Genomic DNA, 14,955 nt, shown 5'->3' with positions numbered 1-14,955 from the left:
TGCGCAGATGGGGGGATTCGGTCAAATCGGACCCTACGTCACGGGTTCGTGACACCCCCCTTCGCGCGCGACTATGGCCCGGCCGCAACAGCTTCAGCCGGTTTGGCGTGTCGCGAGGCGGAGGTTGGCCCAGGCCGCCGCGAAGACGATCGCGCCCCCGATCAGGGTCAGCGGTTCCAGCGGTTCGGCGTAGAACAGCGCCCCGATCACCGCGATCAGGGGCAGCCGCGCGAAATCCACCGGCATGATCGTCGAGGCCGGCGCGAGGCGCAGTGCATTCGTCAGGCACCAATGCGCGCAAAGCCCGGCGATCCCGATCAGGACGACCCAGGTCAGCGCCGTGCCGCGGGGCAGGGCGATGTCGCCGTCGAAGCCCGCGCAGACCAGACCGAAGACCAGTTGCAGCGCGGTCAGCCAGAACAGGATACCGGTCACCGTCTCGTGCCGTGTCAGGCGTCGCGTCAGCAGGTTCGTCAGCGCGAAGGCCACTGCCGCCAGTCCGGCCCAGACCAGCCCGGGCGAGATCGCCCCGCCGAAGGGTCGTGCCACCAGAAGGACCCCCGCGAAGCCCAGACAGGCCACCGCAACCTGGATGCCGCGCACGCGCTCGCCCAGGATCAACGGCGCCAGCAACAGCACCCAGAGCGGCGAGGTGAATTCCAACGCGAAGACCTGCGCCAGCGGCGCCAGCGTGATCGCCAGGAACCACAGGTTCTGGCCCGTGAAATGGGCGATGTTTCGCACGGTATGCGCGCCCAGGTTGGCGGTCCGTATCTCGGCCAGCCGTCCGGTGGCGACCGCCAGCACCGACACGATCACCAGCCCGGTGCAGGACCGGAACAGCATGATCTCGAACGTGTCGAGCTGCACGCTGACGGCGCGGCCGGCCACGGCCATGGTCGTGAAGCTGGCGATGCCCCCCGTCATCCAGAGGAGGGCGCGAAGCGTGTCGGGGGTCAAGATCTCAGCTTTCGGGGGGCTGATAGACGCCCTGTTCCTTCAAGGCGTCGATGACCTCCTTGGGCATGTAGGTTTCGTCATGGCGCGCCAGGATCTCGGTCGCCTGGAACGTGTCGTCCAGATAGCGGCCGGTGCCGACCATCCCCTCGCCCTCGCCGAAGAGGTCGGGCAGGACGCCGTCATAGGTCACGGGGATCGACGCGCCGCCGTCGGTGACACGGAAGCTGACCTCGGTGCCCTCGCCGCGGATCAGGCTGCCGTCCTCGACCAGACCGCCGATGCGGAACACCTCGGAGGGCGGCGGCGGCGCCTCCGCCACCTGGCTGGGCGAGCGGAAGAAGTTGATCCCGTCGCGGAAGGCATAGCCCATCAGCGCGGTGGATCCGGCCAGGGCCACCGCGGCGATGGCGATGACCTGGATGCGGCGTGTCTTCTTGAGCGAACGCATGGCGGAACCTCTCAGGCGGACTCGAACGTCAGGGGACGGCGCAGGAACTGCGTCGCGCGGGCCGACACGCGTTCCGGATCGCCAGTGGTCAGCATCCGACCCGGCCCGTCGCCGGCCATGGCGGGCCTGCGTGACAGGTAATGGGCCAGGCTCTCGGCGACAATATCGGCCTGGCTGAACACCTTGACCTCCGGTCCCAACGCGCGCTGGAACGCTTCGGTCACCAACGGATAATGCGTGCATCCCAGGACCGCCGCATCGGGGCGCGGCATCTTGCGGCGCAGCGCGTCGACATGACTGCGCACGAGCGCCTCGGCCAGGATCATGTCGCCGTCCTCGATCGCGTCCACGACACCGCCGCAGGCTTGCGCCTCGACATCGACGCCGATGGCGCGGAAGGCCAGTTCGCGCTGGAAGGCGCGGCTGGCGACCGTGGCCGGGGTGGCGAAGAGCGCGACCTGGCCCACCGCCACCTCCCGCGGGGGGGAGTTGTCGCCCCATCCGCGCTCGGTCAATGCCTCGATCAGGGGCACGAACACGCCGAGGACGCGCTTGCCGTCGGGCACGCCCGCCTCCTGCATCCGGCGCAGTGCGGCGGCCGAAGCGGTGTTGCAGGCCAGCACGACCAGGTCGCAACCCTTGTCCCACATGTCCTCGACCGCGGCGCGGGTCAGGTCGTGAATGTCCCCGGCCTCGCGCACGCCATAGGGGGCGTGGGCATTGTCACCGTAATAGGTGACGGGCAGATCGGGCAGGCGGCGGGTCACCGCCTCCCAGATGGTCAGGCCGCCCAGGCCGCTGTCGAAGATGCCGACGCTCATGTGCATCCCGCCTTTTGCGTTTCGAAGTCGAACCCCGGATCCGGGCTTTCCCGACCGGTGCTGTAGGTCCGTTCGCGCAGGAAGGCCATAAGCGCGCGCCGGTTTCCGCCGTGCCGCGCGATTTCCGGCGCGGGGACGGGGTGCCCGACGGTGACGCGCACGGGTCCGTCCGTGCGGGCGCGGAATTCGCGCAGCAGAAGGCCCAGGCGCAGCGTCGAATGGACATGGCTGGCTAGGTGGAACAGGCGCGAATTCGCGCCTTCGAAATGGATCGGGACGACGGTCGCGCCCGAGGCGTGGATTAGCCTCGCCGTGAAGCCGCCCCATTCGGGATCGCGCGCCGGGCCGAATGGGCGCGCCGCGGTGGAGACGGCGCCGCCGGGAAAGACGCCGATGGCGCCGCCGTCCCGCAGGAAGGCGATCGCCGCCTTTCGCATGGCCAGGTTGCGCGTCTGGCCGCCGCGCGTCGCGTCGAAGCTGACCGGCAGCAGGGTCCGCCCCAGGTCCGGCGCGCGCAGGAACACGTCGTTGGCCAGGATGCGGAACCCGTCCGGCCGTGTCCGCGAAAGGATCAGCGCCAGCATCAACCCGTCGAGGATGCCGTAGGGGTGGTTGGCCACCAGCACGACCGGCCCCTCGGCCGGGATCAGGTCCAGCCCGCCGGAAACCAGTTCGAGACGCAGGCCGTAACGGCGGCACATCTCTTCCCAGAAATCGGCACCATCGGCCACCGCGCGTTCATAGCCGCGTGCGCGCCGCAGCAGATCCGGCCGCCCCGTCAGCGACTCGAGCCCGCGGATCACGGCGCGGCCGCGGCGGGTGCGCGCGGAATGGGCATAGGTGATGTCGCGGGTTGCGTCGCGGATCATGCGCCCGATCCTATCAATGGCGACGTGACCGGAAAGTGAAAAGGCGCCCCGCGGGGCGCCCTTCGAACGTCTCGGCCGCGACTGCGACTTACGAGTTGGCTTTGATGAAGCTGACGGCGTCGCCGAAGGTCTGGATCGACTCGGCGGCATCGTCGGGGATTTCGATGCCGAACTCCTCCTCGAACGCCATGACGAGCTCGACCGTGTCCAGCGAGTCCGCGCCGAGATCGTCAATGAACGAAGCGTTCTCCGTCACCTTTTCCTCTTCGACGCCCAGATGCTCGACCACTTTCTTGCGGACGCGCTCCTCGATGTTGTCGCTCATGTCTCTACCTCGTGTCGTGGCCCGCGCGGGGCGTCTTGTGGCACGGATCGGACCCCATGCCGGGCCGTCCGAAGGGATCGGACAGGGGTGTCGGCGACACCCCCCGGATAATGTGCGCCGCCTATATCACGGGCGCAAGGGATGGCAAATTATTTGTCTCGCGCCCTTCAAAGCATCGCCATGCCGCCGTTCACGTGGATCGTGGCGCCGGTGACGTAGGCCGCGCCGGGCGAGGCGAGATAGGCCACGGCGGCCGCGATCTCCGTGGGCTGGCCCATGCGGCCGGCGGGGATCTGCGCGTCGATCTTGGCCTTCTGGTCGTCGGTCAGCTTGTCGGTCATCGGCGTGGCGATGAAGCCGGGGGCCACCGTGTTCACGGTGATGTTCCGCGACGCGACTTCATAGGCCAGCGACTTGCCCATGCCGACCATGCCGGCCTTGGATGCGGCATAGTTCGCCTGTCCCGGATTGCCGGTCGCGCCGACGATCGACGAGACGTTGACGATGCGGCCCCAGCGGGCCTTCATCATGCCGCGCATCACCCCCTTGGACAGGCGGAACGCGCTGGTCAAGTTGACGTTCAGGACGTCGGCCCATTCCTCCTCGGACATGCGCATGAACAGGTTGTCGCGGGTGATGCCCGCATTGTTGACCAGGATGTCGACCGATCCCATCGCCTCGGCCGCCTGTTTGGGCAGGGCGTTCACGGCGTCGCCGTCCGACAGATTGCAGGGCAGCACATGGGCGCGGTCGCCCAGCTCGCCGGCCAGGGCGTTCAGCGGATCCTCGCGCGTGCCCGACAGGCCGACGGTCGCGCCCTGCGCGTGGAGCGCGCGCGCGATGGCCGCGCCGATACCGCCCGACGCGCCGGTCACCAGCGCGCACTTCCCTGTCAGGTCAAACATTTGCAGGTCCTTCTTCAACTGATTTCGCCGCCTCGGCCACCTGTTCGGGCGTGCCGACGGCGCGGGTCTCCAGCGTCCTGTCGATGCGGCGGATCATGCCCGACAAGGCCTTGCCCGCGCCGATCTCCCAAATCTCGGTGACGCCTTCGGCGGCCATGCGCATCACGCTCTCGCGCCAGCGGACGGAACCGGTGACCTGATCGACCAGCAGCGCGCGGATATCGCGGGCGTCGGTCACGGGGCTGGCCGTGACGTTGGCGATCAGCGGCACCGACGGGTCGCGGATGTCGACGTCGTCCAGCGCCTCGGCCATGACGCCCGCGGCGGGGGCCATCAGGTCGCAGTGGAACGGGGCCGATACGGGCAGCAGCATCGCGCGCTTGGCGCCCTTGCCCTTGGCGATGTCCAGCGCGCGTTCGACCGCTTCGCGTTGGCCGGAGACGACAACCTGGCCCGGATCATTGTCGTTCGCGGCCTGGCAGACCTGGCCCTGCGCGGCCTCGTCCGCGACCGCCTTCGCCGCATCGAAGTCAAGGCCCAGCAGCGCCGCCATCGCGCCTTCGCCCACCGGGACGGCCGATTGCATCGCCTCGCCGCGCGTGCGCAGCAGGCGGGCGGCATCCTCCAGCGTGATCGACCCGACGGCGACCAGCGCGCTGTATTCGCCCAGCGAATGCCCGGCGACGAAGGCGGCATGGTCGGCGACCGACAGGCCCTCCGCCTCCAGCGCGCGAAGGGCCGCGACCGACGTCGCCATCAGCGCGGGCTGCGCGTTGCGCGTCAGTGTCAGCGCGTCCGCCTCCCCCTGCCAGATCAGGGTCGAGAGCGCCTCGCCCAGCGCCTCGTCCACGGCCTCGAACACGTGAAGCGCGGCGGGATAGGCCAGCGCGAGATCGCGGCCCATGCCGATGGTCTGGGCGCCCTGGCCCGGGAAGACGAATGCTCTGCTCATCGTGCACCTTCCGGTTTTCGACGGGTCTAGCGGTCGCATCCCGCGCTGTGAACCCTGCACGGGCCCTGTGCGCGAATGGGCGGTTAAGGATTTCGTCACATGCGCTAGGTATGGGGCGGACAGAGACGGGGTCACCATGACGCGCAGACGCGAAGCGACGAACACGATCGCCACCTATGGCTGGGTGGAACGGGCCTTTCACTGGGTCATCGCCGTCTTGATCCTGACGGCGCTGGTGTTGGGCAAGCTGGCGCATGACGCGGGCTTCGATACCGACGCGGCGCTGGCCCGCAAGGCGTGGCTGTTTTCGTTCCACAAGACGGTCGGCGTCACGATCTTCTTGGTGGCGCTGGCCCGGATTGGCTGGGCGCTGTCGCAGCCGCGCCCGCGACCGCTCCATGGCGGGCTGGAAGGGTTCGCGGCGGCCGCCGTGCACTGGCTGCTCTACGGGTCGCTGGTGCTGGTGCCGCTGCTGGGCTGGTCGGAACATGCGGCCGCGACGGGCTTCGCGCCCATCTGGTGGCCGTTCGGGCAGGATCTGCCCTTCGTGCCCAAGGACCCCGAATTGGCGAAGATCCTGGCGACGCTGCACACGACCTTCGTCAAGGTCCTGGTCGGCGCACTGGTCCTGCACATCGCGGGCACCCTGAAGCATGTCCTGATCGACCGCGACCTGACCTTCGCGCGGATATGGCGCGGGGCCGATCCGGGCCAGGTCCCGGCGCGGGGCGGCAAGGCCCTTCCGGTGGTGACGGCGCTGGCCGTCTGGGCCGGAACGCTGGTCGTGGCCCTGGCCCTGGTGCCCGAGGGGACGGTGGCCGCCCCCGGCCAGGCCAGCGTGGCCGGCACCTCGAACTGGACGGTGGAGGGGGGGACGCTTTCGATCAGTGTGACGCAGATCGGAAGCGCGGTCACCGGGTCCTTCGCCGACTGGCAGGCCGCCATCGACTTCGACGAGACGCCGCGGGACGACGGAACGCTGGGCACGGTCGAGGTTTCGATCGCGACGGGCTCGCTCACGCTCGGTTCGGTCACGACGCAGGCGATCTCGGGGGAGTTTCTGGCCTCCGAAGCGCATCCGACGGCCCGTTTCGACGCCGTGATCCGGCCGGATGGCGCGGATTACCTGGCCGAGGGGGATCTTGTCATCCGCGACGCTTCGGTTCCGTTGACATTGCCGTTCACCTTGCAGATCGAGGGCGACCGCGCCGTGATGGCGGGGCAGGTGGACCTGGACCGCCGCGATTTCGGTATCGGCGCGGCCTATCCGGACGAGTCGAACGTGGGCTTCGGCGTCACGGTCGATGTCGCGCTGACGGCGACGCGCGGCGCGCCGGATTCGTAACACCTCGTTAACCGCTCCTCCCCAGCTTTCGGGACTTCCTGAAACCGAGAGCATGGGAGGGTCGGGCCATGCCTACGGTTCGTGCCATCGCAGAAGAAATCGTTGCCCGCGAGGGTGGCTACGTCAACGATCCGGACGATCCGGGCGGGGCGACCAATCACGGCGTCACCATCCACACGATGCGCGCGCTGGGGCTGGACCTCGACCGCGACGGCGATGTCGATGCGGTGGATGTCCAGGCGCTGCCGCGGCGCCGGGCGGTCGACATTTTCGTCGACCACTATTTCCATCGCGTGCGGATCGACTCGCTGCCCGCATGCCTGCAGCCGTCGGTCTTCGACATGCAGGTCAATGCCGGGTCGAACGCCATCCGCATCCTGCAGCGGCTGCTCGGCCAGATGGGGCAGCGCGTGGCCGTCGACGGGGTCATCGGTCCGCGCACGGCCGCCGCCGCCCGCGCCGCCGTGGCCGCGGCCCCCGACCATCTGGCCGACGCCTATGGGATCGCACGACGCAACTGGTACTATGCGCTGGCCGACCGGCGCCCGTCTTCGCGCAAATACGCGCGGCGGCGCGATGGCGGCAAAGGCGGCTGGATCCGGCGCGCCGAGGAGTTCATCTCGCCCCGCTATCACCTGACCGACGCAGAGCACCGCGCGCGAGTGGCGGCATGGGACTGATGCGCGGGATCGGCGCGATCGGCACCCTGGGCCGGGCGGCACGGGACATCGGCGAGGTCTTCGTGCCCAACGCGACCAAGGGTCAGCGCCTGGAACACGCCGCGCAACGGGCTGCGCTGGAGCAGTTGGGCGCCGAATTCGCGCTGGAACGGAGGAGCCTTTTCGACCGCTGCGTCGATGGGCTGAACCGGTTGCCCCGGCCGATGCTGGCGCTGGGGACGTTGGGCCTGTTCGTCTACGCCATGTCCGAGCCGGCGGGGTTTTCCGCGCGGATGCAGGGCCTGGCGCACGTGCCCGAGCCGCTCTGGTGGTTATTGGGCGCGATCGTGGGCTTCTATTTCGGCGCGCGTGAGATGCACTACGTCCGCCGTCCCACGCCGCCGCCGCCGCTTCCGGCGCCGCGCATGTCGGCCTGGCACGCACCGGAGGAGGATGCCGATCCGCCCGCGGCCATCGACAATCCGGCGCTTCACGACTGGCGCGGCGACCGCGACTGACGCGAATTTGACCTGTGACGCCCCGTCGCGCCCCATTGGCCGCGGCGGGGCGTTCGCGTAACTGGGGGGCATGATCGCCGAACTTGGCCATTTCGCCCTGATCGCCGCCTTTTCGGTGGCCCTCGTCCAGACGGTCGTGCCGATGGTGGGCGCGTGGCGTGGCTGGACGGGATGGATGGCTGTCGCTTCACCCGCCGCGATCGTCCAGGTCCTGCTGGTCGGGTTCTCCTTCGCGGCGCTGACCTATGCGTTCGTGACGTCGGATTTCTCTCTCCGCCTCGTGGTGTTGAACAGCCATACCGACAAGCCGATGCTCTACAAGGTGTCGGGCGTCTGGGGGAACCACGAGGGCTCGCTGCTGCTGTGGGTGCTGATCCTGGCGCTGTTCGGTGCGGCGGCGGCGTGGTTCGGGGGACAGTTGCCGCAGACCCTCCGGGCCCGCGTCCTCGCGGTGCAGGCCAGCGTGGGCGTCGCGTTCTACGCCTTCATCCTGTTCACATCCAACCCGTTCCTGCGCCTCGAATCGCCGCCCTTCAACGGCGAGGATCTCAATCCGCTGCTGCAGGACCCGGGCTTGGCGTTCCATCCGCCATTCCTCTACCTGGGTTACGTGGGCCTGAGCATGGCCTTCAGCTTCGCCGTCGCCGCGTTGATCGAGGGACGGGTGGACGCCGCCTGGGGCCGCTGGGTGCGGCCCTGGACGCTGGCCGCGTGGCTGTTCCTGACGATCGGCATCGCGCTGGGCTCATGGTGGGCCTATTACGAACTGGGCTGGGGCGGTTTTTGGTTCTGGGACCCGGTCGAGAACGCGTCGTTCATGCCGTGGCTCATCGCCGCCGCGTTGCTGCATTCCGCCATCGTGGTCGAGAAGCGCGAGGCGCTGAAGGCTTGGACGATCCTGCTGGCGATCCTGGCCTTCGGGTTCAGCCTGATCGGAACGTTCATCGTCCGCTCGGGCGTGCTGACCAGCGTGCATGCCTTCGCCAACGATCCCGAACGCGGCGTCTTCATCCTGGCGATCCTCGCGTTCTTCACCGGGGGCGCGCTGCTGCTCTATGCGGTCCGGGCGCCGGTGATGCAGGCGCGCGGCGTGTTCGGCGTGGTCAGCCGCGAATCGGCGCTGGTGGCGAACAACCTGCTGCTGGCGGTCTCGTGCTTCGTAGTCTTCGTCGGAACGGTCTGGCCATTGGTGGCGGAACTGGCCTTCGACCGGACGCTGTCGGTCGGGCCGCCGTTCTTCGACGCGGCGTTCACGCCCTTCGTCATCGCGCTGGGGCTGCTGCTGCCGCTGGGCTCGGTCATGCCATGGAAACGTGGACGCGCGCGCGCGCTGCGCCCGATGATCCCGGTCGCGATCCTCGCGCTGGCGGTGCTGGGCCTGGTCTGGGCGATGCAGACCGGGCGCAGCCTGGGCGGTCCGCTGGGGGCGGCCCTTGGCGTCTGGCTGGTCGCGGGGGCCTGCGTCGATCTGGCCACGCGCACCGGGCGGGGCCGCTGGTCGGAGCGGCTGGGCCGGATGACGCGCCTGCCGGGGGCGGATTGGGGCAAGGCGCTGGCCCATGGGGGCCTGGGCGTCACGATCTTCGGCGTCGCCGCGCTGACCGCCTGGCAGCAGGAGGAGATCGCCGTCCTTGACATCGGCGACAGCCTGGCGGTCGGGCGCTACGAGGTGACGTTGCAGGCCGTCGACCGTGTGCGCGGGCCGAACTACGTCGCCACGCGCGCTACGCTGGATGCGTCCGAGGGCGGGCGTTCTCTGGGCCGCCTCTACCCCGAGAAGCGGGTCTATCCGGTCGCGCGTATGCCCACGACCGAGGCCGGTATCGACAGCGGTTTCACCCGCGACGTCTATGCCGTGATCGGCGACGCGCAGACCGGCGGCGGGTGGGCCGTGCGGGTCTATGTCAAGCCGTTCGCCAACTGGATCTGGGGCGGGGCCATCATCATGGCGCTGGGGGGCGCCGTCTCGCTGGGCGACCGGCGCTACCGCGTGGCGGCCGGCGCGCGCAAGCTGCCGCGCGGGGTCCCCGCCGAATGAGGTGGCTTGCGCTGATGCTCTGCCTGGCGATGCCGGCCTGGGCGGTGCAACCCGACGAGGTGCTGGACGACCCCGCGTTGGAGGCACGCGCCCGCGACCTGTCGGAGGGGCTGCGCTGCCTTGTCTGCCGAAACGAGTCCATCGACGAGAGCAATGCCGACCTGGCCCGCGATATGCGCCTGCTGGTGCGCGAGCGGCTGATGGCGGGCGATACGGACGGGCAGGTGATCGCCTATCTGGTCGACCGTTACGGCGAATACGTGCTGCTGCGGCCGCAGGCAGACGGGTCGAACCTGATCCTGTGGCTGGCGCCCGCGCTTCTGCTGTTGCTCGGCGGTGGGGTGGCGGTCGTCGCGGTCACGCGGCAGGCACGGGGCGGGGCGGCCACGCTGGACGCCGACGAGGAGGCGCGGCTGCGCACGCTGCTGGACGAGACGTCCGAGCGGTGATACGGCCCCGCCACGGTCCGCAGTTCACCGAGGCGCCGCCACCCGCAAGGGCATGCTGAACCTGCACGATACGGATCATGTGTCGATCCTCTCTCCGCCATCCGGCGGGCATCGGCGGCCACCCCGGCCCGACAGGGGCAGCGATGGCGGCAGGAGACAGACCATGCCGAGGGATGCCATCCCGCTCGTCCTGCAGGACGTGAACCAGTTCGCCCGCACCCTGCGCGGCCAGCTGACCGAGGCCCCGTCGCACCAGACGATGCTGAACGCCGTCGCGCGCGCTGCGGGCTATCGCAATTTCCAGCACCTTCGCGCCGCGTCGGGCTGGGGCGAGACCGTGCGCGAGCCGCCGCCCGACCTGGCGCGCGTGCGGCGTGCGGCGGCGCGGTTCGATGCCCAGGGGCGCTTTATCGGCTGGCCCGCCAAGCGCAGCCTGCGCCTTTTGTGCCTGTGGCCGATCTGGGCGCGGCTGGACCCGGGGGCGGTGCGCGACGAACGCGCCATCAGCGCCGAGATCCATGCGCTCTGCACGTTCCGGGATGCAGCGGGCATCCGGCGCGAGATGGTGGGCGAGGGGATGCTGACGCGCAATCGCAACGGCAGCGCCTATCGGCGGGTCAATCGCCGGCCGGACCCGACGCAGCGCGCGTTGATCCGCCTGATCGTGCCGTGACGTGTCCCTTTCGCCGCGCGGCGGCTCTGCTAGGGTCGCCGCGAGCACAGAGGGAAGGGGCTGGCGATGGAATACGAGACGATCCGGCTGAGCGAGCGCGAGGGTGTCGCCACCCTGACGCTGGAGCGACCCGACGTGATGAACGCGCTGTCCACGCAGATGCGCGCCGAGATCCTGCACGCCGTCAAGACGGCCGAGGGCTCGGCCCGCGTGCTGGTCCTGACGGGCAAGGGGCGGGCGTTCTGTTCGGGGCAGGATCTGGGCGACCGGGCGAACGTCAACTCGCTCAACATGGAGCGGACGCTGCGCGACGAGTACGAGCCGATGCTGATGGCGATCTTCGATTGCGCGATCCCGACCATCGCCGCCGTCAACGGGGCCGCCGCGGGGGCGGGCGCGAACCTGGCATTGGCCTGCGATGTGGTGATCGCGACGGAATCGGCGGTGTTCCTGCAGGCGTTCACGCGGATCGGCCTGATCCCGGATGCGGGCGGGACCTATTGGCTGCCCCGGCAGATGGGGATGGCCAAGGCGATGGGCGCGGCGCTTTTTGCGGAGCCGGTGAGCGCACGGCAGGCCAGCGACTGGGGCATGATCTGGGAGGCGGTGCCCGACGACGCGTTTGCCGCGCATTGGGCCGATCGGGCGCGCCAACTGGCGACGGGGCCGAGCCTCGCCTATCGCAACGTCAAGCGCGCCATCCGCAAGTCGTTCGAGAACGGTCTGGCCGAGCAGTTGATGCTGGAGGCCAAGCTGCAGGGCGAGGCGGGGAACAGCCGCGATTTCAAGGAGGGCGTGATGGCCTTCCTGGAGAAGCGGCCCGCCCGGTTCGAGGGACGCTGAGACCGGCTAGCAGCCCGGGTGGGCATCGGCATCGGCCGGGTTCACGACGAGGTGGGTCGGCTGGCTGCGCGCACCGCAGATCGAGACGATGATGTCTATGGCATAGGGCCCCGTCAGGACGCCGTCGGACCAGCTGTCGCGAGGGCCGCGGGCATAGAGGCCGGGGATCTGCGCGCGCAGGTCGCGGTTGGCGAAGAACGGGTCGTCCTGGTCGCCGAACTGGCGGATGCCGAAGCGGTGATAGTTCGCGCGGTCCTGCTGGAGGATCGCGCCCGGATCGGCGAGCGGCGCACCGCGCGAGTTGCGCCGGTCGGCGGCGTCGATCGTCGCCATGTAGCTGACGATGGTTTCGGCCCGTGCCGCCGTCGGCAGGAGCGGGACGAGCGCGAGAGCGAGGCAGGCGAAAACGCGGATCATGGAATGCCCCCTGTTGGCGGGATTGCGGGTGGGGGCGAGACTAGCACGGCCCGTGGCTTGCGTCTTGGTCCGCGGACGGCGTAATTGGCCGGACGAACGCAAGGGGAGAAGGCCATGCAGATGCGCCGTGTCGTCGTGACGGGACTGGGAATGGTGACGCCGCTGGCCAGCGGCGTCGAGGAGACGTGGCGCCGTCTGATCGACGGGGAGTCGGGTGCGGGGCCGATCACCCGGTTCGACGCGTCGCACCTGGCGACGACCTATGCCTGCGAGATCCCGCGTGGGGACGGCGCGGACGGCACGTTCAATCCCGACGACTGGATGGAGCCGAAGGAGCAGCGCAAGGTCGACGATTTCATCCTGTATGGCATGGCCGCGGCGGTGCAGGCGGTCGAGGATTCGGGCTGGCAGCCAGGCGAGGAGGGCAAGCTGCGCACCGGCGTGATGATCGGCTCGGGGATCGGCGGGCTGTCGACGATCGCGGACACGGCCGTCCTGTTGAAGGAGCGGGGCCCGCGTCGGGTGTCGCCGTTCTTCATCCCTTCGGCTTTGATTAACCTCGTTAGCGGACAGGTAAGCATTCGCTACGGCTTCAAGGGGCCGAACCATGCGGTGGTCACGGCCTGTTCCACCGGCGCGCATGCCATCGGGGACGCATCCCGCTTGATCGCGCTGGGCGATGCCGACGTGATGGTCGCGGGCGGCGCCGAGAGCCCGATCTCGGAAATCGGTATAGCCGGCTTTAACGCATGCAAGGCTTTGTCAACGAAATGGGGCAACGACCCGACGAAGGCGTCGCGCCCCTATTCCGAGGATCGCGACGGCTTTGTCATGGGCGAGGGCGCGGGCGTCGTCGTGCTGGAGGAGTACGAGCACGCGAAGGCGCGGGGCGCGAAGATCTATGCCGAGGTGCTGGGCTATGGCCTGTCGGGCGACGCCTATCACATCACCGCCCCGTCCGAGGACGGCGAGGGCGGCGAGCGGTCGATGCGTGCCGCGCTGAAGAACGCGGGGCTGGAGCCGGGGCAAGTCGACTACATCAACGCGCATGGCACCAGCACCATGGCCGACACGATCGAGCTGGGCGCGGTGGAGCGGATGATGGGGGACCATGCGTCGAAGGCCACGATGTCGTCGACGAAATCGGCCATCGGGCACCTGCTGGGCGCGGCGGGCGCGGTCGAGGCGATCTTCTGCGTCCTGGCGCTGCGCGACCAGGTGGCGCCGCCGACCCTGAACCTGGAGACGCCGGCGGCCCCGTCGAAACTGTCGCTTGCGCCGAAGGTCGCCGAGAAGCGGGAGATCGCGACGGTGCTGTCGAACTCCTTCGGGTTCGGCGGTACGAACGCATCGCTCGTCATGGGCCGAGCGGTTTAACTTCGGGGCGCAAACATCTGATGTGGAAGCATATTGCCGCGAACGCGCTGACGATGGCCGTGGTCCTTGTGGCCTGTCTGGCCGCCATCGTGCAGATCGGGAAGAGCCGCTGGGCCGAACCGGGCCCGCTGGCCGAGGCGACCTTTTTCGAGGTGCCGCGGGGCGCGTCGCTGCGCGGTGTGAGCGAACGTCTGGAAGAGTCGGGGATCGTGTCGTCGGGCAGCCTGTTCCGCATCGGCAGCAGCTATGCCGAGCGGGCCGGCGACCTGAAGTTCGGGACCTACGAGATCCCGGCCGGGGCCTCGATGCCCGAGGTGCTGGAGATCGTGACGGCGGGTGGGCCTTCGGTGTTCCCGTATTCGGTGACCTATCTGCTGCGCGCGCAGGGCCCCGAGATCCGGGTGCGCGAACGCGTGCCGGGGCAGGCGGAAGCGAACGAGATTGCGACCTTCGCGCCGGACGAGCCGGTGCCCGAGGATTTCGAGGCGCTGCTGGAGCGGGACGTGCCGATCACCTGGCGGGTGTCGGTCGCGCCGGGCCTGACGTCCTGGGACGTGGTCGAGGGCCTGAAGGGCGCTGAGTTCCTGACCGGCGAGGTGCCGGTGCCGCCCGAGGGGTCGCTGGCGCCGGACACCTATGAGGTGGCGCGCGGGTCGGATATGGGCGACCTGATCCAGCGGATGCGGGTCGCGCAGGAGCGGATCCTGGCGGATGCCTGGGCCGAGCGCGCGCCGGGCCTGCCGATCACGACGCCCGAGGAGGCGCTGATCCTGGCGTCGATCGTCGAGAAAGAGACCGGCGTGCCCGAGGAACGGCGGCGCGTGGCGGCGGTGTTCACCAACCGCCTGGAGCAGGGCATGCGGCTGCAGACGGACCCGACGGTCATCTATGGCATCACCGGCGGGCAGGGTGTGCTGGGCCGGGGCATCCGGGCGAGCGAGCTGGAGCGGGAGACGCCCTACAACACGTATCGCATCGACGGTTTGCCACCGACGCCGATCGCCAACCCGGGCGCCGAGGCCATCCGCGCGGCGCTGGACCCCGAGGAGACGGATTACCTGTTCTTCGTGGCCGACGGCACCGGCGGGCATGCCTTCGCCGAGACGCTGGCCGAGCATAACGAGAACGTCGCCGAATGGCGCGCGATCGAGGCTGCGCGGGGGGCGACCTCGGGGAATTAATCGCGGTATCAGTGGGTTGCATGTTTTTCGCGTTGGGCGTGAAAAACCCTGTTGACCCACCGAACGCTCGAAAACATCTTTAGGGCAAGCTGGAAGAAATGGGCGAGGCGGCGCGGGGGAAACCCCGGCCGCCTCTCTCGTTTCGGATGTCGTGCGGACCATGATGCCAACTGCA

Annotated in this window: 17 protein-coding genes; 9 read left to right on the top strand and 8 right to left on the bottom strand. The window is 69.3% G+C overall.

Annotated elements, in window-relative coordinates; translation table 11 throughout:
- Positions 1-93: 93 nt before the first annotated feature.
- The 7 genes from MWU52_RS05060 to fabD all read right to left on the bottom strand — a co-directional run bounded on the left by MWU52_RS05060 (position 94) and on the right by fabD (position 5,280).
- The gene (locus MWU52_RS05060; protein WP_348645490.1) at positions 94-960 is read right to left on the bottom strand and encodes a DMT family transporter; all 867 of its coding nucleotides are present in this window, start codon (positions 958-960) and stop codon (positions 94-96) included.
- 4 nt (positions 961-964) lie between these two features.
- Complete coding sequence (gene ccmE, locus MWU52_RS05055; RefSeq protein ID WP_246950039.1) at positions 965-1,408, bottom strand: cytochrome c maturation protein CcmE; 444 nt, start codon at positions 1,406-1,408, stop codon at positions 965-967.
- An 11-nt stretch (positions 1,409-1,419) separates the two neighbouring features.
- Positions 1,420-2,229, bottom strand: coding sequence for an aspartate/glutamate racemase family protein (locus tag MWU52_RS05050; RefSeq protein WP_246950038.1), 810 nt, complete (start codon positions 2,227-2,229; stop codon positions 1,420-1,422).
- A complete protein-coding gene (locus MWU52_RS05045; protein ID WP_246950037.1) occupies positions 2,226-3,098 on the bottom strand; it encodes a lysophospholipid acyltransferase family protein in 873 nt (290 codons plus the stop codon). The genes MWU52_RS05050 and MWU52_RS05045 overlap by 4 nt, the downstream gene beginning before the upstream one ends.
- Positions 3,099-3,186: 88 nt before the next feature.
- The gene (locus MWU52_RS05040) at positions 3,187-3,423 is read right to left on the bottom strand and encodes an acyl carrier protein (RefSeq protein WP_246950036.1); all 237 of its coding nucleotides are present in this window, start codon (positions 3,421-3,423) and stop codon (positions 3,187-3,189) included.
- A gap of 167 nt (positions 3,424-3,590) precedes the next feature.
- Positions 3,591-4,328, bottom strand: coding sequence for a 3-oxoacyl-[acyl-carrier-protein] reductase (fabG, locus tag MWU52_RS05035; RefSeq protein WP_246950035.1), 738 nt, complete (start codon positions 4,326-4,328; stop codon positions 3,591-3,593).
- Entirely contained in the window at positions 4,321-5,280 is a 960-nt protein-coding gene (gene fabD / locus MWU52_RS05030; protein ID WP_246950034.1) for an ACP S-malonyltransferase, read from the bottom strand. The genes fabG and fabD overlap by 8 nt, the downstream gene beginning before the upstream one ends.
- A gap of 136 nt (positions 5,281-5,416) precedes the next feature.
- Between fabD and MWU52_RS05025 the strand changes: the two genes are divergently transcribed.
- From MWU52_RS05025 to MWU52_RS04995, 7 genes are all read left to right on the top strand, one after another.
- Positions 5,417-6,625: a cytochrome b/b6 domain-containing protein gene (locus MWU52_RS05025; RefSeq protein ID WP_246950033.1), complete on the top strand. Its 1,209-nt coding sequence runs from the start codon at positions 5,417-5,419 to the stop codon at positions 6,623-6,625.
- 68 nt (positions 6,626-6,693) lie between these two features.
- Positions 6,694-7,305, top strand: a complete 612-nt coding sequence (locus MWU52_RS05020; RefSeq protein ID WP_246950032.1) for a holin-associated N-acetylmuramidase — start codon at positions 6,694-6,696, stop codon at positions 7,303-7,305.
- A complete protein-coding gene (locus tag MWU52_RS05015; protein ID WP_246950031.1) occupies positions 7,296-7,802 on the top strand; it encodes a holin family protein in 507 nt (168 codons plus the stop codon). The genes MWU52_RS05020 and MWU52_RS05015 overlap by 10 nt, the downstream gene beginning before the upstream one ends.
- A gap of 70 nt (positions 7,803-7,872) precedes the next feature.
- Entirely contained in the window at positions 7,873-9,840 is a 1,968-nt protein-coding gene (locus tag MWU52_RS05010; RefSeq protein ID WP_246950030.1) for a heme lyase CcmF/NrfE family subunit, read from the top strand.
- Positions 9,837-10,289 (top strand): cytochrome c-type biogenesis protein, encoded by a 453-nt coding sequence (locus tag MWU52_RS05005; RefSeq protein WP_246950028.1) that lies wholly within the window; start codon positions 9,837-9,839, stop codon positions 10,287-10,289. Before MWU52_RS05010 ends, MWU52_RS05005 begins: the two co-directional genes overlap by 4 nt.
- 163 nt (positions 10,290-10,452) lie before the next feature.
- Entirely contained in the window at positions 10,453-10,962 is a 510-nt protein-coding gene (locus MWU52_RS05000) for a DUF2087 domain-containing protein (protein WP_246950026.1), read from the top strand.
- 66 nt (positions 10,963-11,028) lie between these two features.
- Positions 11,029-11,805 (top strand): enoyl-CoA hydratase-related protein, encoded by a 777-nt coding sequence (locus MWU52_RS04995; protein ID WP_246950024.1) that lies wholly within the window; start codon positions 11,029-11,031, stop codon positions 11,803-11,805.
- A gap of 6 nt (positions 11,806-11,811) precedes the next feature.
- Here the strand turns inward: MWU52_RS04995 and MWU52_RS04990 are convergent, their stop codons facing one another.
- Positions 11,812-12,222 carry a hypothetical protein gene (locus MWU52_RS04990; protein ID WP_246950022.1) on the bottom strand — a complete coding sequence of 137 codons (411 nt, stop codon included), beginning with the start codon at positions 12,220-12,222 and terminating at the stop codon, positions 11,812-11,814.
- Positions 12,223-12,342: 120 nt separating this feature from the next.
- Between MWU52_RS04990 and fabF the strand changes: the two genes are divergently transcribed.
- Both fabF and mltG read left to right on the top strand, forming a co-directional pair.
- A complete protein-coding gene (gene fabF, locus MWU52_RS04985; RefSeq protein ID WP_246952763.1) occupies positions 12,343-13,599 on the top strand; it encodes a beta-ketoacyl-ACP synthase II in 1,257 nt (418 codons plus the stop codon).
- Between the two features lie 20 nt (positions 13,600-13,619).
- Positions 13,620-14,780: an endolytic transglycosylase MltG gene (mltG, locus tag MWU52_RS04980; protein ID WP_246950020.1), complete on the top strand. Its 1,161-nt coding sequence runs from the start codon at positions 13,620-13,622 to the stop codon at positions 14,778-14,780.
- Positions 14,781-14,955: the final 175 nt, after the last annotated feature.

It is taken from the genome of Jannaschia sp. S6380 (assembly GCF_023015695.1).
Lineage (GTDB): Bacteria > Pseudomonadota > Alphaproteobacteria > Rhodobacterales > Rhodobacteraceae > Jannaschia.
This window is presented reverse-complemented; position numbering and strand designations above follow the sequence as displayed.